22 protein-coding genes are annotated in these 23,243 nt (G+C 63.5%); 12 read left to right on the forward strand and 10 right to left on the reverse strand.

All coding sequences use genetic code 11. The annotated features are described in order from the left end of the window. Positions 1-462 precede the first annotated feature (462 nt). Both quiC and PVZ80_RS25690 read left to right on the forward strand, forming a co-directional pair. A complete protein-coding gene (gene quiC, locus PVZ80_RS25685) occupies positions 463-2,370 on the forward strand; it encodes a 3-dehydroshikimate dehydratase QuiC (RefSeq protein WP_009050987.1) in 1,908 nt (635 codons plus the stop codon). A 104-nt stretch (positions 2,371-2,474) separates the two neighbouring features. Continuing rightward, positions 2,475-3,152, forward strand: a complete 678-nt coding sequence (locus PVZ80_RS25690) for a TetR/AcrR family transcriptional regulator (protein WP_009050986.1) — start codon at positions 2,475-2,477, stop codon at positions 3,150-3,152. A 4-nt stretch (positions 3,153-3,156) separates the two neighbouring features. On the opposite strand, the gene pdxR is transcribed toward PVZ80_RS25690, so the two are convergent. Next, on the reverse strand, positions 3,157-4,644 hold the full coding sequence (pdxR, locus tag PVZ80_RS25695) for a MocR-like pyridoxine biosynthesis transcription factor PdxR (protein WP_273864748.1): 1,488 nt from the start codon (positions 4,642-4,644) through the stop codon (positions 3,157-3,159). 137 nt (positions 4,645-4,781) lie between these two features. On the opposite strand from pdxR, the gene PVZ80_RS25700 reads away from it, so the two are divergent. Then, positions 4,782-5,981 (forward strand): benzoate/H(+) symporter BenE family transporter, encoded by a 1,200-nt coding sequence (locus PVZ80_RS25700; protein WP_053269980.1) that lies wholly within the window; start codon positions 4,782-4,784, stop codon positions 5,979-5,981. 98 nt (positions 5,982-6,079) lie between these two features. Here the strand turns inward: PVZ80_RS25700 and PVZ80_RS25705 are convergent, their stop codons facing one another. The 4 genes from PVZ80_RS25705 to PVZ80_RS25720 all read right to left on the reverse strand — a co-directional run bounded on the left by PVZ80_RS25705 (position 6,080) and on the right by PVZ80_RS25720 (position 10,095). Then, positions 6,080-6,934: a shikimate dehydrogenase gene (locus PVZ80_RS25705; protein WP_009050983.1), complete on the reverse strand. Its 855-nt coding sequence runs from the start codon at positions 6,932-6,934 to the stop codon at positions 6,080-6,082. Next, the gene (gene aroQ / locus PVZ80_RS25710; protein WP_038635277.1) at positions 6,931-7,380 is read right to left on the reverse strand and encodes a type II 3-dehydroquinate dehydratase; all 450 of its coding nucleotides are present in this window, start codon (positions 7,378-7,380) and stop codon (positions 6,931-6,933) included. Before aroQ ends, PVZ80_RS25705 begins: the two co-directional genes overlap by 4 nt. A 343-nt stretch (positions 7,381-7,723) precedes the next feature. Then, positions 7,724-8,803 carry a tRNA (uridine(54)-C5)-methyltransferase TrmA gene (gene trmA, locus PVZ80_RS25715; protein ID WP_016703714.1) on the reverse strand — a complete coding sequence of 360 codons (1,080 nt, stop codon included), beginning with the start codon at positions 8,801-8,803 and terminating at the stop codon, positions 7,724-7,726. After that, positions 8,800-10,095, reverse strand: coding sequence for an NCS2 family permease (locus PVZ80_RS25720; RefSeq protein ID WP_009050980.1), 1,296 nt, complete (start codon positions 10,093-10,095; stop codon positions 8,800-8,802). The genes trmA and PVZ80_RS25720 overlap by 4 nt, the downstream gene beginning before the upstream one ends. Before the next feature lie 205 nt (positions 10,096-10,300). Between PVZ80_RS25720 and PVZ80_RS25725 the strand changes: the two genes are divergently transcribed. Together PVZ80_RS25725 and PVZ80_RS25730 are read left to right on the forward strand one after the other, a co-directional pair. Then, on the forward strand, positions 10,301-10,750 hold the full coding sequence (locus PVZ80_RS25725; protein ID WP_009050979.1) for a DUF4879 domain-containing protein: 450 nt from the start codon (positions 10,301-10,303) through the stop codon (positions 10,748-10,750). A gap of 69 nt (positions 10,751-10,819) precedes the next feature. Continuing rightward, a complete protein-coding gene (locus PVZ80_RS25730) occupies positions 10,820-11,371 on the forward strand; it encodes a DJ-1 family glyoxalase III (RefSeq protein ID WP_009050978.1) in 552 nt (183 codons plus the stop codon). Positions 11,372-11,374: 3 nt separating this feature from the next. Here the strand turns inward: PVZ80_RS25730 and PVZ80_RS25735 are convergent, their stop codons facing one another. The 3 genes from PVZ80_RS25735 to PVZ80_RS25745 all read right to left on the reverse strand — a co-directional run bounded on the left by PVZ80_RS25735 (position 11,375) and on the right by PVZ80_RS25745 (position 13,309). Continuing rightward, the gene (locus PVZ80_RS25735) at positions 11,375-11,665 is read right to left on the reverse strand and encodes a HigA family addiction module antitoxin (RefSeq protein WP_009050977.1); all 291 of its coding nucleotides are present in this window, start codon (positions 11,663-11,665) and stop codon (positions 11,375-11,377) included. A 15-nt stretch (positions 11,666-11,680) separates the two neighbouring features. Beyond that, positions 11,681-11,959, reverse strand: a complete 279-nt coding sequence (locus PVZ80_RS25740; protein ID WP_009050976.1) for a type II toxin-antitoxin system RelE/ParE family toxin — start codon at positions 11,957-11,959, stop codon at positions 11,681-11,683. A gap of 108 nt (positions 11,960-12,067) precedes the next feature. After that, the gene (locus PVZ80_RS25745; RefSeq protein WP_009050975.1) at positions 12,068-13,309 is read right to left on the reverse strand and encodes an MFS transporter; all 1,242 of its coding nucleotides are present in this window, start codon (positions 13,307-13,309) and stop codon (positions 12,068-12,070) included. Between the two features lie 501 nt (positions 13,310-13,810). On the opposite strand from PVZ80_RS25745, the gene PVZ80_RS25750 reads away from it, so the two are divergent. The 3 genes from PVZ80_RS25750 (at position 13,811) to PVZ80_RS25760 (ending at position 16,516) form a co-directional block, all read left to right on the forward strand. Then, positions 13,811-15,247 (forward strand): cytochrome ubiquinol oxidase subunit I, encoded by a 1,437-nt coding sequence (locus PVZ80_RS25750; protein ID WP_009050974.1) that lies wholly within the window; start codon positions 13,811-13,813, stop codon positions 15,245-15,247. A gap of 3 nt (positions 15,248-15,250) precedes the next feature. After that, positions 15,251-16,258, forward strand: coding sequence for a cytochrome d ubiquinol oxidase subunit II (cydB, locus tag PVZ80_RS25755; RefSeq protein ID WP_009050973.1), 1,008 nt, complete (start codon positions 15,251-15,253; stop codon positions 16,256-16,258). A gap of 90 nt (positions 16,259-16,348) precedes the next feature. Then, positions 16,349-16,516 (forward strand): DUF2474 domain-containing protein, encoded by a 168-nt coding sequence (locus PVZ80_RS25760; protein ID WP_023969448.1) that lies wholly within the window; start codon positions 16,349-16,351, stop codon positions 16,514-16,516. A 149-nt stretch (positions 16,517-16,665) separates the two neighbouring features. Here PVZ80_RS25760 and PVZ80_RS25765 read toward each other — a convergent pair whose 3' ends face one another. Continuing rightward, positions 16,666-17,790, reverse strand: a complete 1,125-nt coding sequence (locus PVZ80_RS25765) for a methyltransferase (RefSeq protein ID WP_110175905.1) — start codon at positions 17,788-17,790, stop codon at positions 16,666-16,668. 228 nt (positions 17,791-18,018) lie between these two features. Here PVZ80_RS25765 and PVZ80_RS25770 point away from each other — a divergent pair, with 228 nt between their 5' ends. Continuing rightward, positions 18,019-18,795 (forward strand): ferredoxin--NADP reductase, encoded by a 777-nt coding sequence (locus tag PVZ80_RS25770; RefSeq protein WP_110175906.1) that lies wholly within the window; start codon positions 18,019-18,021, stop codon positions 18,793-18,795. A 52-nt stretch (positions 18,796-18,847) separates the two neighbouring features. Here the strand turns inward: PVZ80_RS25770 and mscL are convergent, their stop codons facing one another. Then, positions 18,848-19,252 (reverse strand): large-conductance mechanosensitive channel protein MscL, encoded by a 405-nt coding sequence (gene mscL, locus PVZ80_RS25775; protein ID WP_016703708.1) that lies wholly within the window; start codon positions 19,250-19,252, stop codon positions 18,848-18,850. A gap of 286 nt (positions 19,253-19,538) precedes the next feature. Here mscL and katB point away from each other — a divergent pair, with 286 nt between their 5' ends. From katB to radA, 3 genes are all read left to right on the forward strand, one after another. After that, positions 19,539-21,080, forward strand: a complete 1,542-nt coding sequence (katB, locus tag PVZ80_RS25780) for a catalase KatB (protein ID WP_273864749.1) — start codon at positions 19,539-19,541, stop codon at positions 21,078-21,080. Between the two features lie 187 nt (positions 21,081-21,267). Continuing rightward, positions 21,268-21,816, forward strand: coding sequence for an ankyrin repeat domain-containing protein (locus PVZ80_RS25785; protein WP_009050969.1), 549 nt, complete (start codon positions 21,268-21,270; stop codon positions 21,814-21,816). Positions 21,817-21,861: 45 nt separating this feature from the next. Next, complete coding sequence (gene radA / locus PVZ80_RS25790) at positions 21,862-23,229, forward strand: DNA repair protein RadA (RefSeq protein WP_009050968.1); 1,368 nt, start codon at positions 21,862-21,864, stop codon at positions 23,227-23,229. Positions 23,230-23,243: the final 14 nt, after the last annotated feature.

The following is a 23,243-nucleotide window of genomic DNA, read 5'->3' on the forward strand; positions in this document are numbered from 1 at the left end:
GGGGCCGTAGTGTGTCCGTCTGAAGGCGGCTGTTGGAAGTCTGGCCAGGTGAAAGCCGGAGGACCGGGCAGAGAGGTGTGGCGTTGAGTGCAAGCATGAGGGTGTACCCGATTTTTGAAATTTTTATGGTGTGTTCTGGGTCTTTGGCGATTGAAGCCGGCAGTTCGGTGCCGGCTCAATGTGCTGTCGATGGTGCGCAGTGGACGAAAAGTCGTCAATTCGCCAACGGCCATTTTGTTCGATAATCGCACGAAAAACTAACTGGTTCGTACACTTTGAATTGCTGTCTGTAATGCCCGGCTCAATAATCCGCCCCATCCAATAACAAACGTGCACCTGTAGCCGCTGCCGCAGGCTGCGATCGTCCGCGAAGCGGGCACGGGATCTTCAGTGCGCTGGAGGACCTGCGGCAGCGGCTACAGGCACGGCGCCCGATCTGTGGTCATTACCGGGAGTTGAAACATGCAGCGTTCCATTGCCACCGTCTCCTTGAGCGGTACCCTGCCGGAAAAGCTCGAAGCCATTGCCGCCGCCGGTTTCGACGGCGTGGAGATTTTCGAGAACGACCTGCTCTATTACGACGGCAGCCCCCGGGAAATCCGCCAGATGTGCGCGGACCTGGGCATCGCCATCACCCTGTTCCAACCCTTTCGCGACTTCGAAGGCTGCCGCCGCGACCGCCTGCAACGCAACCTGGAACGTGCCGAGCGCAAGTTCGACCTGATGCAGGAACTGGGCACCGACCTGGTGCTGGTGTGCAGCAATGCCGCCGCCGACAGTGTCGGCGATCGGCAGATCCTGGTGGACGACCTGCGCCTGCTGGCCGAGCGCGCCGGCAGCCGTGGCCTGCGGATCGGCTACGAAGCCCTGGCCTGGGGCCGGCACGTCAATACTTATCAACAGGTCTGGGACATCGTTCGCGAGGCCGACCATCCAAGCCTCGGTGTGCTGCTCGACAGCTTCCACACCCTGTCGCTCAAGGGCGACCCGGCGGCGATCGCCGAGATCCCGGGGGACAAGATCTTCTTCGTGCAGATGGCCGACGCGCCGATCCTGGCCATGGACGTGCTGGAGTGGAGCCGGCATTTTCGCTGCTTCCCGGGGCAGGGCGATTTCGACCTGCCGGGGTTCCTCGCGCCGATCATCAAGAGCGGCTACACCGGGCCTTTGTCCCTGGAGATCTTCAACGACGGTTTCCGCGCCGCGCCACCTCGGGCCAACGCCGCGGACGGCCTGCGTTCGCTGCTGTACCTCGAGGAGAAGACCCGCCAGCGCCTGGCGCAGGAAGCCACGCCGGTGGCCAATATCGATACGCTGTTCGCGCCGCCGCCGGCCAGTGAATACGGCGGCACCGAGTTTCTCGAGTTCGCCGTGGACGAAGCGCTGGGCGCCAAGCTCGGCGGCTGGCTGGAACGCCTGGGGTTTGCCAAGGCCGGCCAGCATCGCTCGAAGAACGTCAGCCTGATGCGCCAGGGCGATATCAATCTGATCCTCAACTCCGAACCTTATTCCTTTGCCCACAGCTTCTTCGAAGCCCACGGCCCCTCGGTGTGCGCCACGGCGATCCGGGTCAAGGACAGCGCCAAGGCGCTGGAGCGCGCGGTGGCCTACAAGGGCCAGCCGTACCGCGGGCTGGTGGGCCCCAACGAACTGGAACTGGCCGCGGTGCGCGAGCTGGATGGCAGCCTGATCTACCTGGTGGATCAGGAGCAGGGCGGGAACCTGTACGACACCGATTTCAATATGCTCCCCGGGGTCGTGGCCAAGGGCGGCCTCAAGCGCATCGACCACATGGCCATGGCGCTGCCGGCCGATAACCTCGACAGCTGGGTGCTGTTCTACAAGAGCCTGCTGGATTTCACCGCCGACGACGAAGTGGTGCTGCCCGATCCCTACGGGCTGGTGAAGAGCCGGGCGCTGCGCAGCCGTTGCAGCACCATCCGTCTGCCGCTGAACATTTCCGAGAACCGCAAGACCGCGATCTCCCATGCGCTGTCCAGTTATGGCGGCTCGGGCGTGCATCACATCGCCTTCGATTGCGACGACATCTTTGCCGAAGTCAGCCGGGCCAAGGAGGCGGGCGTGCCGCTGCTGGACATCCCGCTGAACTACTACGACGACCTGGCGGCGCGCTTCGATTTCGACGACGAGTTCCTCAGCGAGCTGGCCTACTACAACGTGCTCTATGACCGCGATGCCCAGGGCGGCGAGCTGTTCCACGTCTACACCGAACCGTTCGAGGGGCGCTTCTTCTTCGAGATCATCCAGCGCAAGAATGGCTATGTCGGTTATGGCGCGGCGAACGTCGCGGTGCGCCTGGCGGCCATGGCCAAGTCGCGCAGTGGCGGGGTGCGACAGGCCAAGTTGTAGGAGTTTCGTAACGGCGGCGGCAAAGGGCCGCCGTCCTGCTTTCCTTCGCTGCGCGACGCGGCCCATAATCGCCCGCGTGTGCAGCGATGGCCGTGAGCCCCAGAATGACAATGACCACAGAACTCTCCGTAGCGCCCGAGCAGTCCGTGAACGAGCCGCGCAAGAGTCGCAAGAACAACCCGGAAAAGACCCGCGAGAACATTCTGCAAGAAGCCATTGTGGAGTTTGTGCAGCAGGGCCTGTCCGGCGCTCGGGTGGATGCCATCGCCGAGCGCATCCACACCTCCAAGCGCATGATCTATTACTACTTCGGCAGCAAGGAGCAGCTGTACGTCGAGGTGCTGGAGAAGCTCTACGGCGATATCCGCAGCACCGAGAGCCGCCTGCACCTGGCGGAGCTGGCGCCGCGCGATGCGATTCGCCGGCTGGTGGAGTTCACCTTCGATCACCATGATCGCAACGTCGATTTCGTGCGCATCGTCAGCATCGAGAACATCCACAACGCCGAGTACGTGAAGCGCTCCGAGGCGATCAAGGCGATGAACAACACCATCCTCCATGCCCTGGGCGAGATCCTGCAGCGCGGGGTCGACGAGGGCGTGTTCCGCGCCGGCCTGGACGCTCTGGATGTGCACTTGCTGATCAGTTCGTTCTGCTTCTACCGCGTGTCCAACCGCCACACCTTCGGCGAGATCTTCCAGATCGACCTGCCCGACGAGGCGATCAAGCAGCGTCACCGCGAGATGATCTGCGAGTCGGTGCTGCGTTACTTGCAGGCCTGATCGCCTAGAGGGATGAATCCCGTTGCCGGTCGATCAGACGGCACAGGGTTGCAACCGCATCCTGCATCGACTCCGCCCGGGTATTGCCAAAGCCCATCAACAAGCCAGGACGTGGCTGACCCTGGGCGCCAACGAAAAAACCTGACAGCGGCGCGACGCCGATTTTTCGGGCATGGGCGGCGGCAGCGATAGCCTGGTCGTCGAGCCCATCGGGCAGTTCGGCGAGCAGATGCAACCCGGTAGCGCTGCTGGCTACCGTCATACGCTCGCTGCCGGCGTCGTGAATGGCCGCCAGCAAGGCTGCGCGACGTTGCGCATAAACCGCCTGGCTACGCCGGATATGGCTGCCGAGGTGGCCATTGCCGATGAACTCCGCCGCCGTCGCCTGGAGTGACAAAGGTACGCGGTGGCCGCTGCCATTGCGCACGTCGCGCAACAGGTCCACCACCGCCTCGGGGGCGACCAGGAACCCCAGGCGCAGACCCGGCGCCAGCAGCTTGCTCAAGGTCCCCACATAGATCACCCGCCCCTGATTGCCGTCCAGGGCCTTGAGCGCCGGTGTTGGCGCGCCGCCGTAGCGAAACTCGCTGTCGTAATCGTCTTCGAGGATGAAGGCATTGGCGTCGTGGGCCCATTGCAGTAAGGCCAGGCGTCGCGCCAGGCTCATGCCGACCCCCAGGGGATACTGGTGCGAAGGCGATACCAGCGCCAGCCTGGCGTCTGGCGCGAGCCGGCGGCCGGCCTGCACATCCAGCCCTTCTTTATCCACGGGAACGCCCACCGCCTGCACGCCAGCCAGCAACACGCTGCGGTAGGCCGCATCGTAGCCGGGGTTCTCGACCCAGACGCGATCCCCCTGGTCGGTGAGCGCCAGTGTTGCAATCGACACCGCCGCTTGGGCGCCGGGGGTAATCACGATGTGACGGGCCTGGCAGACCACCCCGCGTGCCGCGCCCAGGTAAGCCGCCAGGGCTTCGCGTAATGGCAGGAAACCCTGTGGGTCGCCGTAGGACAGGTCGGGAAGTGGCCGGCGTCGCCAGAACCGGCCCTCCAGGCGCCCCCACAGGGCATAGGGAAAGGCGTCCAGCGCCGGCAGGCCCGGAGTCAGCGGCCAGGCGGCGGGGACCATGGACATCGAGTCGTTCCCCGTCAACGCCCGGGCCCGGGTGGAGCCGATGACGGCCTCTGTCCGGGCGGGCGGCGAGGCCGTTGGTTCGGCGATGCGGGCCATGACATAGGTGCCCGAACCTGTCCGGGCCTCCAGGAACCCCTCGGCGATCAACTGCCCATAGGCCTCGGTCACGGTCATGCGGGACAGCCCCAGCTGGGCCGCCAACACACGTGAGGCTGGCAGGCGGATGCCGGCCTTGACGCTGCCATCGGCGATGCCTTTGCGCAGGAACAACAGCAATTGCTCGCGCAAGGACAAGTGGCCGTCCTTGGCCAGTTGCAGACGGTTCCAGATGGGATAGGCGGTTTTACGGGTTTTCATCGGGGGCCTGTGGGTCGTCGGACTGCGCGACAAGCTGGAAAAGTGGTCTGGGATATTGATGGAAAGTGGATATTTTATATAGACCATTACCTGCCGATACTCCCTCGCCTTGCCAACACATCCAGAGGGGCCCACCGATGAAAACCGCCAGCATCAGAATCGCTGACCTGCTGCATCCGAGCGTTGCCGCGCTGATTTCGGTCATCGTCAATTACGGGGGCACCTTTATTCTGGTTTTCCAGGGGGCCAAGGCGGCCGGGCTGAGTCCCGAGCAAACCGCTTCGTGGATCTGGTCGATCTCGATCGGCGTCGGTCTGACCGGCGCCTGGCTGAGCTATCGCTACCGCGAGCCGATCATTACCGCCTGGTCGACACCGGGCGCGGCCTTCCTGATCGCGGTACTGCCGAGCACGCCTTACCCGGAAATGATCGGCGCCTTCATGTTGTCGGCTGTCGGCTTCGTCGTGCTGGGGATATCGGGCTATTTCGAGCGGGTGGTGAAGCTGATCCCGCCGGGAATCGCAGCGGGTCTGCTGGCGGGCATTTTGCTGCGCTTCGGGATCGGCGCTTTCGACGGGGCCGGGGTCGATCCGCTGCTGGTGGGCGCGCTGCTGCTCAGCTATGTGCTGCTACGCCGCTTTACCGCGCGTTATGCGATTGTCGGGGTATTGCTGATCGGCATCGTGCTGTTGCTCGGGTTGGGGCAGGTCAGTTTCGCCAGCCTTGAACTCAAGCCGGCCCTGCCGGTGCTGACCTTGCCGGTGTTCTCGCTGAATGCGCTGCTGAGCGTGGCCCTGCCGTTGTTCCTGATCACCCTGACCGGCCAGTACATGCCCGGCATGCTGGTGCTGCGCAACGATGGGTTCAAGACCAGCGCCAATCCGATTCTCACGACGACGGGGCTGGGCTCCTTGTTGATGGCGCCGTTCGGTTCCCATGCATTCAATGTCGCTGCGATTACCGCCGCCATCTGTACGGGCAAGGAGGCGCATGAGGAGCCCGCCAAGCGTTATCTGGCCGGGCTCGCTTGTGGGGTGTTCTATCTGCTGGTGGGGATTTTCGGCAGCACCCTGGCGGCGCTGTTCGTGGTCCTGCCGGCGACCTTTATCACCACCCTGGCGGGCCTGGCCCTGTTGGGTGCGATCGGCGGCAGCCTCGCCACCGCGCTGGTCGAGCCGAGTGGCCGGGAAACCGCCTTGATCACCTTCCTGGCGACCGCTGCCAATATCACCTTGTTCGGTTTGGGCGGCGCGTTCTGGGGCTTGCTGGCGGGGTTGCTGGCGCACGGCGTGATGCACGGCCGGCTGCGGCCAGTCGGTCGTCAGGAACGTGCGTAGTCGCAAGGGGAGGAGTGCAACGAGGTGCCTGACCGTGCGGCAGGCATCGGTCGAGAGCGGAGCCGATCACAGCCCCGCCCTGAGCCGCTCATGCATTGTCAGCCATTCATGCTCTGGAAATGCGCGAGCATGCGCTGGGCATTTGGCGTTATGCCGCTGAACAGCTCGAACGCCTTCACCGCCTGAAACACCGCCATGTTGCCGCCGTCCAGGGTGCGGCAACCGAGGGCGCGGGCATTGCGCAGCAACTCGGTTTCCAGGGGGAAGTAGACGATCTCCGCGACCCACAACCCAGGGCGCAGCAACTCGACCGGCACCGGCATGCCCGGCAGCTTGGCCATGCCCATCGGCGTGGTGTTCACCAGGCCGTCGGCGGCGGCCAGGGTGGCGGGCAGGTCGACGCCGGCCTTGGCCCGGCCGGGGCCGAAATGCTGGTTGAGGTTGTCCGCCAGGCTCTGGGCGCGGGCGCTTTCCACATCGAAGATGCTCAGTTGCTGCACGCCTTCGCTGAGCAGCGCATGGGCCACCGCCGCACCGGCGCCGCCGGCGCCCATCTGCACCACACGCTCCAGGGCCACGCCCTGCAAACCGCGGCGGAAACCTTCGGCAAAACCCAGGCAATCGGTGTTGTGGCCGACGCGCTTGCCGTCCTTGAGCACCACGGTGTTCACCGCGCCGATGCCGCGGGCTTCCGGCGACAGCTCATCGAGCAGCGGGATGATGCTCTGCTTGCAGGGAAAGGTGATGTTCAACCCGGTGAAGTTCATGCGCTCGGCGGCCAGCAGCAGGTCGGGCAGGGCGTTGCTGTCGAGTTGCAGCTGGTCCAGGTCGATCAGTCGGTACAGGTAGCGCACGCCCTGGGCGTCGCCTTCGTGTTCATGCAGTGCCGGGGTGCGCGAGGCCTGGATGCCGGCGCCGATCAGTCCGGCCAGTACTGTGTTCTGCTGGGTCATGCCTGGGCTCCTTGAAAACGCTGGCTGAAATGCGCCAGTGCCAGGCGATAGCCATGGCTGCCGAAGCCGCACATTACCGCCAGGGCGATGCCCGAGACAAAGGAGTGATGGCGAAACGGTTCGCGGGCGTGGACGTTCGACAGGTGCACTTCGATCACCGGCAGCTCACTGGCCACCAGGGCGTCGCGGATCGCCACCGAGGTGTGGGTCCAGGCCGCCGGGTTGATCACGATCCCGGCGCAACGGCCACGGGCGCCGTGAATCCAGTCCAGCAGTTCGCCTTCGTGGTTGGTCTGGCGAAACTCCACGGTCAGGCTGAACTCCTCGGCGGCACGCCCGCACAGGGCGGAAATGTCGGCCAGGGTCTCGTGACCGTAAGTAGCGGGTTCGCGGGTGCCAAGCAGGTTCAGGTTCGGGCCGTTGAGCACCAGAACGATAGGGCGCATGAGGGGAATTCTCCGTTGTTATTGTGGGCGCGGCTTGAGCGGCCAGCGGTTGGAGCTAAATTGTACTAACTAGTTAATTTGGTCAATTGCGGCTGGATGGGGGACGGCGGGTCCTGTCATTAAGTGTTCGCTGATCGAACATATTCATGCCGCTGCCAGCAATAAAAGCCGGTACTGCAAGAAGGGCTTGCCACCTGGCCAGGGTTGCCGGAGCTTGCGGAACCGATCTCAATCACCCCAGGCGACGGTTCATCAATAAGAAAGGCGCAGGCGTTGGCATGCTAGGCAGTGGCCACAAAAAAGCCGTCGCAGGGACGGCTTTTTTGTGGTCCGCGACAGGCTATCAACGCCGGGTCAGCAAGACCCCGGATTCCATGTGGTGGGTCCACGGGAACTGGTCGAACATCGCGCAGCGGGTGATGCGGTGGGTGTCGTGCAACTGGGCGATGTTGGCCGCCAGCGTCTCCGGGTTGCACGAGATGTACAGGATGTTGTCGAAGCGTCGGGTCAGCTCGCAGGTGTCCGGGTCCATGCCGGCGCGCGGCGGGTCGACGAACACGCTGCCGAATTCGTAGCTCTTCAGGTCCACGCCTTGCAGGCGGCGGAACGGACGCACTTCGTTCAGCGCCTCGGTCAGCTCTTCGGCGGACAGACGCACCAGGGTGACGTTCTCCACCGCGTTTTCGCCGAGGTTGCTCAGGGCCGCGTTGACCGAGGTCTTGCTGATCTCGGTGGCCAGCACCTTGCGTACCCGGGTGGCCAGGGGCAGGGTGAAGTTGCCGTTGCCGCAGTACAGCTCCAGCAGGTCGTCCGGGCGATCGCCCAGGGCGTCGTAGGCCCAGTTGAGCATCTTCTGGTTGACCGTGCCGTTAGGCTGGGTGAAGGCGCCTTCCGGTTGGCGGTAACTGAAGGTGCGCCCGCCGACTTCGAGTTTTTCCACCACGTAATCGTGGCCGATCACTTCGCGCTTGCCCTTGGAGCGGCCGATGACGCTGACGTTCAGCTCGGTCGCCAGCTTGCTCGCCGCGGCGTGCCAGTGTTCGTCCAGCGGGCGGTGATAACACAGGGTGATCATCGCGTCGCCGGCCAGGGTGGTGAGGAACTCGACCTGGAACAGCTTGTGGCTCAAGGCGCTGCTGGCTTGCCAGGCGGCCTTGAGTTGCGGCATCAGCTGATTGATGCGCTGGCTGGCGATCGGGAACTCCTCGATCAGGATCGGCGTGCGTTTGTCTTCCTGGGAAAACATCGCGTAATGACGCTCGCCGGCTTCGCGCCACAGGCGAAACTCCGCGCGCAGGCGGAAGTTCTGCAGCGGCGAGTCGAAGACCTGCGGCTCGGGGGCATCGAACGGCGCCAGCAGTTCACGCAGGCGCGCGACCTTGTCGGCGAGCTGGGTGGCGTAAGCCTGGGAATCGAAAGTCATGCGTTGAACCAACCCAACTTGATCACAAACAGTACCGACAGGATCACCAGCGGCGCGTTCAACTCACGGGCGCGGCCCGACAGCAGCTTGATCGCGGTCCAGGCAATGAAGCCGAAGGCGATGCCGTTGGCGATGGAGTAGGTGAACGGCATGGCCAGGGCGGTGACTACCACGGGCGCGGCGACGGTGATGTCGTCCCAGTCTATTTCCGCCAGGCCCGAAGTCATCAGCACCGCGACGAACAGCAGCGCAGGCGCGGTGGCGAAGGCCGGCACGCTGGCCGCCAGTGGCGAGAAGAACAGCGCCAGGAGGAACAGGATCGCCACGACGATGGCGGTCAGGCCGGTGCGGCCACCGGCGCTGACGCCGGCTGCGGACTCGATGTAGCTGGTGGTGGTCGAGGTGCCCAGCAGGGAACCGGCCATGGCCGCGGTGCTGTCGGCGATCAGGGCCCGGCCCATTTTCGGCATGTGGCCGTCCTTGCCCATCAGGCCGGCGCGCTTGGCGACGCCGATCAGGGTGCCGGAGTTGTCGAACAGGTCGACGAACAGGAAGGCGAAGATCACGCTGACCAGGCCGATGTCCAGCGCGCCCTTGATGTCCAGTTGCAGGAAGGTCGGGGCCAGCGAAGGCGGCATCGAGGTCACGCCGCCAAACGGGGTGAAGCCCAGGGCGATGGAGACGATGGTCACCGACAGGATGCCGATCAGTACCGCGCCGCGGACCTTCAGGGCTTCCAGGGCGACGATCAGGGCGAAGCCCAGGGTCGCGAGGATCGGCGCTGGTTGCTTCAGATCACCGAGGCCGACCATGGTCGCCGGGTTGCCGACCACGATGCCGGCGTTGTGCAGGGCGATCAGCGCCAGGAACAGGCCGATACCGGCGGCGATCGCCGAGCGCAGCGGCAACGGGATGCTGTTGATGATCCATTCGCGGATCTTGAAGATCGACAGCAGGAAGAACAGCACCGCCGAAATGAACACCGCGCCCAGCGCCACTTGCCAGGTATGGCCCATGTGCAGGACCACGGTGTAGGTGAAGAAGGCGTTCAGGCCCATGCCCGGAGCCAGGGCGATCGGGTAGTTGGCGATCAGGCCCATCACGGTCGAGCCGATGGCGGCGGCCAGGCAGGTGGCGACGAACACCGCACCTTTGTCCATGCCGGTCTCGCCGAGGATGCTCGGGTTGACGAAGAGAATGTAGGCCATGGCCAGGAAGGTCGTGACGCCCGCAAGAATCTCGGTCCGCACGTTGGTGTTGTGTGCCTTGAGTTGAAACAGCCTTTCCAGCATGTCTGCTCCCCGTGGCGCGCTGGGCGCCGTGAATGTATCGACCCAGACAGCAAAGCACAGACCATAAAAAAGCGTCCGGGGATTTTGTGCGGGTCGGAAAAAGCCGCGCATCATACCAGCAGCGTAAGGCTATGGCTGCGATCGTCGGCGATGTTTTGCCCGGGTGGCGACTGGGGCATACTGCGCCGACGTTTTGGGGGGACTTATGCACAGCACGATAAAAGCGATGACCTTGGCGGTAGTGGCCAGCAGTCTGTGGTTGGGGACGGCGCCGGCCATGGCCCGTTCCGCACCGCCCTTGAGCCAGGTGGAAATCCTCAAGGTCGAGTCGTCGTCCTGCGGCCTGGAGGATGTGTCGGACGGGCGCGACAAGACCGCCTGCGATCACCAGGGGCCGAACATCAAGGTGTACGTGCTGGAAATCGGCTACGGCCGCCAGCCCCGCGTGGCGCTGGATGGCTTCGAGGTCAACGGCACGCGCGCGGCGGTCTGCGAAGAGGGTTCGAGCCTGGTGCCGTGCGGCAACTCCGGGATCACCGTCGGCTACATCTATACCTTCGACCTGGCCGGCAAGCAGGAAGGCACCTTCACCTTCAGCAACACCTCGCTGAATGCGCCGGGCAACAGCATGAGCGCGCAGATCTACATCAAGTAACGGCAGCGTCCGAACGCGGAGGGCTTTAAAGCTGACTAAGCTTTAAAGACCCTACCGCGGACACAGCCCATGACCTTTAGAGCCCTGATTCCCCTCGCCGAGGGTGTCGACGACCTGCAAAGCGTGACCCTGATCGATGTGCTGCGCCGCGCTCAAGTCGAAGTGCTGGTGGCCAGTATCGAAGGGCGGCGCATGCTCACCTGCGCCCGCGGCACCCGGATGACCGCCGACGGCATGCTGGTGGATGTGCTGGCCCAGAACTTCGACCTGATCGTGCTGCCCGGTGGCGCGGTTGGCGCGCAGCACCTGGCGGCCCATCAACCGCTGATGCAATTGGTCAAGGACCAGGCCGCCGCCGGGCGCTTGTTCGCCGGCATCGCCGAAGCACCGGCCCTGGCCTTGCAGAGTTACGGGGTGCTGCGCCAGCGGCGCATGACCTGCCTGCCCAGCGCCAGCCATCAGCTGTCGGGCTGCAACTTCGTCGACCAGCCGGTGGTGGTGGATGGCAACTGCATCACCGCGCAAGGCTCGGGGGCGGCCCTGAGTTTCGCCCTGACCCTGGTGGAGCAACTGTGCGGCAGGGGCCGGCGGACGGTGGTGGAGGGGGAGTTGCTGGTTTAGCGATCAGCAGACATGAGCGGCAATGGGCTCGATGCGCGGTAACAAGGCTTGTTCGGTCTGCCAGATATCGTAGTCCGCCTGTACCGCCAGCCAGACCTTGGCTTTACCTATTCCGGCGCGTTCCAGCCTTACCGCCAGTTCCGGCCGGATCGGCGCGTGGCCGTTCAGCACCTTGGAGAGATGGGGGCGGGCATAGCCAAGATGCCTGGCCAGTTCCGTCACGCTGATTCCCAACTCGGGCAATACGTCCACACGCAGTGTTTCACCGGGATGTGGCGGGTTGTGCATGGGCATGATCCTGCCTCCTGTTCAGTGGTAATCCAGATAGTCGACCAGCTCGATATCCGAACCCGTAAAACGAAAAATCACTCGCCAATTGCCCGATACGGTCAGTGACCAGTATTCGCGACGCTCGCCCTTGAGCGGATGCAACCGCCATCCCGGGAGGTCGAGGTCGTCAGGCTCTGTCGCGTGATCCATGAAAGGCAGCATGCGCGCCAGGCGCCTCGCATGATCGGCTCGGATCCCTCGAGTCGATCCCGTTTCATAGAAGGCCTTGAGGCCTTTGTGCTGAAAGGACTTGATCATGCGGCGAGTGTAAGGCGATACCTTACACTCTTCCCATCGGATATGTATTGCAGCGCGTGAATCGGACGATCAACGGCGACGTCCTGTGAGCTTCCTGCCTGTCTCGAATCAGGCCTTGGCTTCTTCTTCCGCCGGCGCATGCATGCGATCGCGATGGGCCAGGGTCGGGAACAGTTTTATCCACACCCCGGTCACCAGCAGGGTGCCGACTCCGCCGAGGACCACCGCCGGCACGGTGCCGAACCAGTGGGCAGTGAGCCCGGACTCGAACTCGCCGAGCTGGTTGGAGGCGCCGATGAACAGGCCGTTCACGGCGCTGACCCGGCCACGCATTTCGTCCGGGGTTTCCAGCTGTACGAAGGAGGCGCGGATCACCATGCTGATCATGTCCGCCGCGCCCAGCACCACCAGCACCGCAAGCGAGAACCAGAACGAGGTCGACAGGCCGAAGGCGATGGTGGCAACGCCGAACACACCGACCGCGGTGAACATCACTCGCCCGACATGGCGGTCGACGGCAAAGCGCGCCAGCCACAGCGACATCAGCAAGGCCCCCACCGCCGGCGCCGAGCGCAGCAGGCCCAGGCCCCAGGCGCCGGTGAGCAGGATGTCCTTGGCGAACACCGGCAGCAGCGCGGTGGCGCCGCCCAGCAACACGGCGAACAGGTCCAGGGAAATCGCCCCGAGGATATCCGGGCGGCTGCGAATGAAGCGCACCCCGGCGAGCAGCGAGTCCAGGGTGGCCTTGCCCTTGTTCAGCGGCGTCTGCCGCGCGGGCAGGTTGAGCATCAGGCAGCAGGCGATCACATACAGCAGCACGGTCGGGCCATAGACCCACACGCTGCCAAAGGCGTAGAGCAGCCCGCCGAGGGCCGGCGCGACGATGGTCGCCGATTGCTGGGCGGACTGGGCGGCGGCCACGGCGCGGGGGAACAGCGCGCTGGGCACGATGCTCGGCAGCAGCGCCTGGGTGGTCGGCATCTCGAAGGAACGGGCGGCGCCCAGCAGGAAGGCGAGGATGAAGATCATCTCGCGGGTGACATGGTGGGTGGCGCTGCCGATGGCCAGGGACAGGGCGATCAGCGCCTGTAGCGACTGGCAGATGGCCGCCACCTTGCGCCGGTCATAGCGGTCGGCCACATGTCCGGTGTGCAGCATGAACAGCACCCGCGGCGCGAACTCCACCAGCCCGACCAGCCCCAGGTCGAGCACGTTGCCGGTCAGTTGGTAGAGGTTCCAGCCAATGGCCACGGTGAGCATCTGGAAGCCGCTGGCGGTGAAGATCCGCGCCAGCCAGAAGGCAATGAACGGACGGTGATGGCGAAGCAGCAGAGGGTCTTGGCTGGGCATCTGAAAGGCAGGTCTGGGCGTGGAGTAGGGCGAGGTTATCACCAAGATGTAACCAATAGTTGCGCAATTGTTAGCTCCGCATCTATCCCTTTTGTTCGGAACAACCCAATCCCTGTAGCCGCTGCCGCAGGCTGCGAAAAGGGCCGAAGGACCTTCGACGGCGCAGAAATCGCCACGACCGCTCCGGCCGATCGCAGCCGGCGGCTGTTGCTACAGGGAGAGCAAAACTTCGGAGAAACCCCGTTCTTGACGTGGTGAGGCAACCTGTCACGCGACAAAAGACCACACAAACCGATGGCGAAAATAGGACTACTCTTTCAGCGTTGATTGATCCAGATCAAAACCTTTTCCAAGGTTAGGTCTGGCGGCCAGATGGCCAGACTCCCTGCGTTGCGATGGGTTTAAAAAGAACGAATTCGAATTCGCCACACTCCAGATCCGTGGGGGCAGTGGGTGCAGGCCTCCAGCCGGCAGCCGGTATTACCTGACAGAGGAAAGCTTATGTTCGGTTTGGAGGCACTAGATCTCGCCCGAATTCAGTTCGCGTTCACCATCTCGTTCCACATCCTGTTCCCCGCCATCACCATTGGTCTGGCGAGCTACCTGGCGGTGCTCGAAGGTTTGTGGCTCAAGACCCGCGACGATACCTACCGTGACCTGTACCACTTCTGGTCGAAGATCTTCGCCGTCAACTTCGGCATGGGGGTGGTCTCGGGCCTGGTCATGGCCTACCAGTTCGGCACCAACTGGAGCCGCTTCTCCGACTTTGCCGGTTCCGTTACCGGGCCGCTGCTGACCTATGAAGTGCTCACGGCCTTCTTCCTCGAAGCCGGCTTCCTCGGCGTGATGCTGTTCGGCTGGAACCGGGTCGGGCGCAAGCTGCACTTCTTCGCCACCGTGATGGTGGCCATCGGTACCTTGATTTCGACCTTCTGGATTCTCTCGTCCAACAGCTGGATGCAGACCCCGCAAGGCTACGAAATCATCGACGGCCGAGTGATTCCGGTGGACTGGCTGGCGGTGGTGTTCAACCCGTCGTTCCCATACCGCCTGGCGCACATGGCCACGGCCGCTTTTGTCGCCACTGCGTTTTTCGTCGGTTCGTCCGCCGCCTGGCACCTGCTGCGTGGCCGCGATAACCCGGCAATCCGCCGCATGCTGTCGATGGCGATGTGGATGGCCCTGATCGTCGCGCCAATCCAGGCTGTGATCGGCGACTTCCATGGCCTCAACACCCTCAAGCACCAGCCGGCGAAAATCGCCGCGATCGAAGGTCACTGGGAAAACGTCGGTAACGAACCGACCCCGCTGATCCTGTTCGGCTGGCCGGACATGAAGGAAGAAAAGACCAAGTTCGCCGTCGAGATCCCGTACCTGGGCAGCATCATCCTCACTCACTCGCTGGACAAGCAGGTGCCGGCGCTCAAGGAATTCCCACCGGAAGACCGGCCGAATTCGACCATTGTGTTCTGGTCGTTCCGGATCATGGTCGGCCTGGGCATGCTGATGATCCTCACCGGCCTGTGGAGCCTGTGGCTGCGCAAGCGTGACCGCATCTACCAGAACCGCGCGTTCCTGTACCTAGCGTTGTGGATGGGCCCATCCGGCCTGATCGCGATCCTCGCCGGCTGGTTCACCACCGAGATCGGCCGTCAGCCGTGGGTGGTCTATGGGCTGATGCGTACTGCGGACGCTTCGTCCGGGCACAGCCTGATGCAGATGAGCATCACCCTGGCGCTGTTTGTCGTGGTGTATTTCTCGCTGTTCGGGGTCGGTATCGGCTACATGATGCGCCTGGTGCGCAAGGGGCCGAAGACCAACGAAGGCGCGGAAGTCAGCCACGGTGGTCCTGGCCAGAAACGCACACCGGCCCGTCCGCTGTCGGCCGCCGACGACGATGCCGAAGACAACGGCACCAGCCTGAACAAGGGGAATTGAGTCATGGGTATTGATCTTCCGCTGATCTGGGCCGTGATCATCATCTTCGGCATCATGATGTACGTGGTCATGGACGGGTTCGACCTGGGCATCGGGATTCTCTTCCCGTTCGTCAAGGACTCCCGCGACCGTGACGTGATGATGAACACCGTCGCCCCGGTCTGGGACGGTAACGAAACCTGGCTGGTCCTGGGCGGTGCCGCGTTGTTCGGCGCCTTCCCGCTGGCCTATTCGGTGGTGCTCTCGGCGCTGTACATGCCGCTGATCCTGATGCTCATCGGCCTGATCTTCCGCGGCGTGGCCTTCGAGTTCCGCTTCAAGGCCAAGGAAGCCAAGCGCCACATCTGGGACAAGGCGTTCATCGGCGGTTCGCTGGCGGCGACTTTCTTCCAGGGCTTGGCGCTGGGTGCCTTCATCGATGGCCTGCCGGTGGTCGACCGCCAGTACGCCGGCGGTTCGCTGGACTGGTTCACGCCGTTCACCCTGTTCTGCGGCGTCGCGCTGGTGGTGGCCTATGCCTTGCTCGGTTGCACCTGGCTGATCATGAAGACCGAAGGCAAGCTGCAGGAGCAGATGCATGACCTGGCGCGGCCGTTGGCCTTCGTGCTGCTGGCGGTGATCGGTGTCGTCAGTATCTGGACGCCGCTGGCCCACCCGGAAATCGCTTCGCGCTGGTTCACCCTGCCGAACCTGTTCTGGTTCCTGCCGGTGCCGATCCTGGTGCTGGTGACCATGTACGGCCTGCTGCGCGCCGTGGCCCGCAATGCTCACTACACGCCGTTCCTGCTGACCCTGGTGCTGATCTTCCTCGGCTACAGTGGCCTGGGCATCAGCCTGTGGCCGAACATCGTGCCGCCGTCGATCTCGATCTGGGACGCCGCCGCGCCGCCGCAAAGCCAGGGCTTCATGCTGGTGGGCACGCTGTTCATCATCCCGTTCATCCTGGGTTACACCTTCTGGAGCTACTACGTGTTCCGCGGCAAGGTCACCCATGAAGACGGCTACCACTAGTCAATGCGCCGCTCCCTGTGCGGGAGCGGACGTGCTCGCGATGGCGCCCGAGCGACGCCATCGTCTCCATTCCGAGAGGAGTATTCGATGATGGCTGGCAAACCCACGTTGCAGGAAATCGAAGAAGCCGAGAAGAAACCGCTCTGGCAGCGCCTGGGCTGGCTCGCCGGAATCTGGGTCGGCAGCGTGCTGGCGCTGTTTATCGTCGCCAGCCTGATGCGCATGTTCATGAACGCCGCGGGCCTGACCACGCACTGAAATTCATCACCACTCATCCCATCCCGTTGCCTTGCGGCACGGTTTTATAACCCTCCTCTGGAGGGTTTTTTTTGGCCTGGGGTTTTATGAGAAAGGGGGGCTGGCGATGGCCGTGCAGTCGACCGCGAATGGGTCGGCTGCCGGGGGGATTATTTGCGCGCCTTGAGGATCACGAACTTGGGCGTGGCGGCCACTTGCTCGACGCCGCGGAACAGCCGCGCCAGCTTGCTGTGATAGCCCAGGTGACGGTTGCCGACGATGTACAGCGCGCCGCCCACCACCAAGGCTTCGCGGGCCTGCTGGAACATGCGCCAGGCGAGGAAGTCGCCGACCACCTGCTGCTGGTGGAAGGGCGGGTTGCACAGCACCACGTCCAGCGACTGCGGCTCCTGTCCGGCCAGGCCGTCGCCGGCGCGCACGGTCACTTCGCGCTCGCCCAGGGTTGCGCGCCAGTTCTCCAGGGCCGATTGCACGGCCATGAAGGACTCGTCCACCAGGGTGTAGTGGGCATCGGGGTTGTGCAGGGCGCTGGCGATGGCCAGCACACCGTTGCCGCAACCCAGGTCCGCGACCCGGGCCTTGCCGAGGTTTTTCGGCAGGTGCGGGAGGAAGGCGCGGGTGCCGATATCCAGGCCTTCGCGGCAGAACACATTGGCGTGGTTGAGCAGCTCGATGGCGGGCTCGTCGAGCTTGTAGCGGGTCGGGTAGGGCGAAACCGCCGGGGTTTTCGCCTCCGGCGTGGCGATCAGCAAGCGGGCTTTTTTCACCGCCAGCGAGGCCTGTACCGGGCCGATATAGCGCTCCAGCAGATCGCCGGCGGCCCGTGGCAGATGCTTGACCATCGCTGCCGCCACCACCTGGGCGCCCGGCGCCAGTTGGCCTTGCAGGCGAATCAGCTGTTCTTCCAGCAGGGCCAGGGTCTTGGGCACGCGGATCAGAACGCGGTCGAATGGCCCGGTCAACGGCTCGCTGGCTGGCACCACCGTGACGGCGTCGAATGGCAGGCCATTGCGCACCAGGTTTTTCTCCAGCGCCAGCGCGCCGAGAAACGAGTCGCCGCTGCTGCGCACCTGAACGCGCCCGACCAGGCTGGCCGCCAGCGCGCCGAAGCTGTCGTTGAGGACCAGCACCCGGGTGTCCGCCGTCGGTTGCTGTTCGGCCAGGTGATTGAGCAGGTACTCGTCCGCTGCGTCGAAAGCTTGCAGGGGCTCGTTCTGTTGTTCGGGCTGGCGGATCAGGTCGAGCTGGGCGAAGGGGCTTTCGAGCAGGGGCATGGGGCGGACTCTTGGTAATCGGTGAATGTCCTGCCGGCGGGAGGAGCGCGATGCGGGCTGGACCGTTCGGGCAGGTGGCGTGCAGGCCACGTGGCAGGTGCCCGAAGAGGGGGCCAATGGTACGTTTTTTTGCGCTCGATTGCCCGCGCTCTATGCCATTACAAACCGCCGGTGTTTCTGTCGCGCGCTTTGCGGGACACTAAGGGCATTCGCTTATTGGAGCCTGCCATGACTGCCAGTGCAGAAAAATACACGCGCCAGACCTTGCTCGACGTCCAGCCCCTGACTCCCAGCCTGTTTACCCTGCGCACCACGCGGGACGCAGGCTTTCGCTTTCGCGCCGGGCAGTTCGCCCGCCTGGGGGTGACCAAGGCCGACGGCAGCACGGTGTGGCGGGCGTACTCCATGGTGTCTTCGCCTTTTGATGAGTTTCTCGAGTTCTTCTCCATCGTCGTGCCCGACGGCGAGTTCACCAGTGAGCTGAGCCGGCTGGGGGAGGGCGATACCCTGATGGTGGACCGGCAGGCGTTCGGTTATCTGACCCTCGACCGTTTCGTCGATGGCCGCGACCTCTGGCTGCTGTCCACCGGCACCGGAATCGCGCCTTTTGTTTCGATCCTCCAGGACTTCGAAGTCTGGGAGAAATTCGAGCGGATCATCCTGGTCTACAGCGTGCGCGAGGCCAAGGAGCTGGCTTATCAGCAATTGCTGGCCGAGCTGAAGCAGCGCGATTATCTGGCGGAAGTTGCCCATAAGCTGCAAGTCATCACCACGGTGACCCGTGAGTTGCATCCTGGCAGCCTCAATGGGCGGATCACCCATTTGATCGAAAACGGTGAGCTGGAGCGCGTCGCCGGTGTGCCGCTGAGCGCCGAGCACTCGCGAGTGATGCTCTGCGGCAACCCGCAGATGATCGACGACACCCGCGCCCTGCTCAAACAGCGCGACATGCACCTGAGCCTGACCCGGCGGCCCGGGCAGGTGGCGGTGGAAAACTACTGGTAAAAAAATGGCGCCGCCTGACTTGCAGGGGCGCCGTTTTGTTGCGGCACAAGCCTCAGGGCTTGTTGTTCTGCGCCTTGAGCAGGTCGCGGATCTCGCCCAGCAGCGTTTCTTCCTTGGTAGGAGCGGCCGGTGCCACGGCTTCTTCACGCTTCAGGCGGTTGATCACTTTCACGCCCATGAAGATGGCGAAGGCAACGATGATGAAGTCGATCAGGCTCTGGATGAACTTGCCGTAGGCCAGCACCACGGCCGGTGTCTCGCCGACGGCGTCCTTGAGCGTGATCGCCAGATCACTGAAGTCCACCCCACCGATCAGCAAGCCGATTGGCGGCATCACCACATCGCCAACAAACGACGAGACGATCTTGCCGAATGCGGCGCCGATGATAATACCGACGGCCATGTCGACCACATTACCTTTGACCGCGAAGGCCTTGAACTCACTTAGCACGCCCATAGGTTATTCCTTGTTACAGATGAGGTTGGTGAACGCAGTGTAATTCAGCAAAAGGCATCTTGCTTGCAACAACTGCTTACAGCGTTCGGAGTTATCGACCGGGTTAACGGCAAATAGTTTACAAAGTGCCATCAATCGCGCGCGAAATACCCGCGCTTGCTCTTTCATACCAGAATATTTTTTCAATCAGACTGTTGCGACCTTTCTATTTAGATTTCGACTCTTTGGTCACTAGCCTCTGACAGGCGCACCTGGATGCGTTTGATTAAAACCAGAGGAATAAAACATGACCATGATCATTGGCCTTGGGAGTTTTTCCCAACGACGCATAGTGGGCGTACTCGCCGCCAGTATGCTTTCTCTTTCCGTACAGGCCGCTACTTTGACCCGGGATAACGGGGCCGCGGTGGGCGATAACCAGAACTCGCAGACTGCGGGCGCTACCGGGCCGGTATTGCTGCAGGATGTGCAGTTGATCCAGAAGCTCCAGCGCTTCGATCGCGAGCGCATTCCAGAGCGGGTGGTGCATGCCCGTGGCACCGGTGCCCATGGTTCCTTCACCGTGACCGACAGCCTGAGCGACCTGACCAAGGCCAAGGTATTCGCTGCCGGACAGGTCACGCCGGTATTCGTGCGTTTTTCCGCGGTAGTGCACGGCAATCATTCGCCGGAAACCCTGCGTGACCCGCGCGGTTTTGCCACCAAGTTCTATACCGCCGACGGTAACTGGGATCTGGTCGGCAACAACTTCCCGACTTTCTTTATTCGCGATGCGATCAAATTCCCGGACATGGTTCATGCGTTCAAACCTGATCCACGGACCAACCTGGATGACGATTCCCGGCGCTTCGATTTCTTCTCCCATGTTCCGGAAGCCACCCGGACCCTGACCGAGCTGTATTCCAATTCCGGTACTCCGGCCAGTTACCGGGAAATGGACGGTAATGGCGTGCACGCCTACAAGTTGATCAATGCCAAGGGCGAAGTGCATTACGTGAAGTTTCACTGGAAAAGTTTGCAGGGCATCAAAAACCTCGATCCCAAACAAGTGGTCGAGGTGCAGGGGCGTGATTACAGCCATATGACCAATGACCTGGTCACGCATATCAACAAGGGCGATTTCCCGAAATGGGACCTGTATGTCCAGGTCCTGAAGCCGGAAGACTTGGCCAAGTTCGATTTCGACCCGCTGGATGCCACCAAGATCTGGCCGGGCGTGCCTGAGCGCAAGGTCGGGCAGATGGTGCTCAACCGCAACCCGGCCAACGTGTTCCAGGAAACCGAACAGGTGGCCATGGCCCCGGCCAACCTGGTGCCGGGCATCGAGCCGTCGGAAGACCGCCTGCTGCAAGGCCGGGTGTTCTCCTATGCCGATACCCAGCTGTACCGCCTGGGCGCCAACGCCCTGCAATTGCCGATCAACGCGCCGAAAGTCGCGGTGAACAACGGCAACCAGGATGGCGCGATGAACAGTGGCAGCACCAGCACCGGTGTGAATTACCAGCCGAGCCGCCTGATGCCGCGCGAAGAGCCGCAAAGCGCGCGTTACAGCCAGCTGGCGCTGAGTGGCAGCACCCAGCAGGCGAAGATCCAGCGCGAGCAGAACTTCAAGCAGGCCGGCGATCTGTATCGCTCGTTGAGCCAGAAAGAGCGCCAGGACCTGATCGAGAACTTCGGCGGTTCCCTGGCGACCACCGATGACGAGAGCAAGCACATCATGCTGTCGTTCCTCTACAAGGCCGATCCCGAGTACGGCACTGGCGTGACCAAGGTGGCCAAGGGCGACCTGGCCCGGGTCAAGGCCCTGGCCGCCAAGCTGTCGGATTAACCTCAACCAGCGTCACGCCCCGGCGTGACGCTTCCTTTTTGTAGGAGCGAGGCTTGCCCGCGATGGGCCGCGCAGCGGCCCCAATACCGGTGACTGCGTTCTCCCTGACGAACGTATTTACCCGGGCCGAAGTCATCGCGGGCAAGCCTCGCTCCTACAGGTTTTTGCAAGGCAAGGGAGTCGCACCATGCGCTTGTTCATTTCGCTGCTGCTGGCCGCCTGCTCGCTGGGCGCTTATGCGCAGCAACCGGTGCCCACGGACCCGGCGGCGGTCAAGGCCCAGTTACAGAATTACTACTTCGATGCGGCCCGTCGTGGCGACGTCGAGATGCTCAATACCTTTATCGAGGCCGGTTATTCCCTCGATACCCAGGACGAGAAGGGCTACACCGCCCTGATCCTTGCGGCGTATCACGGCCAGGGACCGGCGGTGGAGCGTTTGCTGGCCGCCGGTGCCGATGCCTGCGCCCAGGACAAAAGAGGCAACACGGCGCTGATGGGCGCCATTTTCAAGGGCGAAGTGAAGATCGCCCGGCGCCTGCTGGCCACCGACTGCAACCCTGACCAGCGCAACGGCGCTGGCCAGACCGCAGCCATGTACGCCGGGCTGTTCAAGCGGGTGGAGCTGCTCGATGCCCTGGCGACCAAGGGCGCCGACCTGAATGCCGAAGATCCGCTGGGCAACAGCGCCGCGCGTCTGGCCGACGGTGAAATCCACACGGCCGCGCCGCGCTGATCCGCTCCAGCTGAGCTATCATCGCGGTTTTTGCCGGGGGATCAGATGGCCAAGGCCAAGCGCATGTACGGCTGCACCGAGTGCGGCGCAACCTTTCCCAAATGGGCCGGCCAGTGCGGCGAATGCGGAGCCTGGAACACCCTGACCGAAACCATGGTGGAAAGCGGTGGCGCCGCGGCCCCCAGCGGTCGCACCGGCTGGGCCGGGCAGCAGGCGCAGATCAAGACCCTGGCCGAGGTCAGCGTCGAAGAGATTCCACGCTTTTCCACGGCTTCCGGCGAACTGGACCGGGTGCTCGGCGGCGGTCTGGTCGACGGTTCGGTGGTGCTGATTGGCGGCGACCCGGGGATCGGCAAGTCGACCATTCTGTTACAGACCTTGTGCAACATCGCCACCCGCATGCCGGCGCTCTACGTCACAGGCGAAGAATCGCAGCAACAGGTGGCGATGCGTGCCCGGCGCCTGGGCCTGCCCCAGGACCAACTGCGGGTGATGACCGAAACCTGCATCGAAACCATCATCGCCACGGCCCGGCAGGAGAAGCCCAAGGTCATGGTGATCGACTCGATCCAGACCATCTTCACCGAGCAACTGCAATCGGCCCCCGGCGGGGTTTCCCAGGTGCGCGAAAGCGCGGCGCTGCTGGTGCGCTACGCCAAGCAGAGCGGCACGGCGATCTTCCTGGTGGGCCACGTGACCAAGGAGGGCGCGCTGGCCGGGCCGCGGGTCCTCGAGCACATGGTCGACACCGTGCTGTATTTCGAAGGTGAGTCCGACGGCCGCCTGCGCTTGCTGCGGGCGGTGAAGAACCGCTTCGGCGCGGTCAACGAGCTGGGCGTGTTCGGCATGACCGATCGCGGCTTGAAAGAGGTTTCCAACCCTTCAGCGATCTTTCTCACCCGTGCCCAGGAAGAAGTCCCGGGCAGCGTGGTCATGGCCACCTGGGAAGGCACCCGGCCGATGCTGGTGGAAGTCCAGGCGCTGGTGGATGACAGCCACCTGGCCAATCCGCGGCGGGTCACCCTGGGCCTGGACCAGAACCGCCTGGCGATGCTGCTGGCGGTGCTGCACCGTCACGGCGGCATTCCGACCCACGATCAGGACGTGTTCCTCAACGTGGTCGGCGGGGTCAAGGTGCTGGAAACCGCGTCCGACCTGGCGTTGATGGCGGCGGTGATGTCCAGCCTGCGCAACCGGCCCTTGCCCCACGATCTGCTGGTGTTCGGCGAAGTCGGCCTGTCCGGCGAAGTACGCCCGGTGCCGAGCGGCCAGGAGCGCCTCAAGGAGGCGGCCAAGCACGGTTTCAAACGGGCCATCGTGCCCAAGGGCAATGCCCCGAAAGAGCCGCCACAGGGCTTGCGGATCATTGCGGTAACCCGTCTGGAGCAGGCGCTGGATGCGCTGTTCGAATGACCCCTTGTGCCACT

The sequence above is a fragment of the Pseudomonas sp. B3G-3 genome (assembly GCF_028640915.1).
Classification (GTDB): Bacteria; Pseudomonadota; Gammaproteobacteria; order Pseudomonadales; family Pseudomonadaceae; genus Aquipseudomonas; species Aquipseudomonas chlororaphis_I.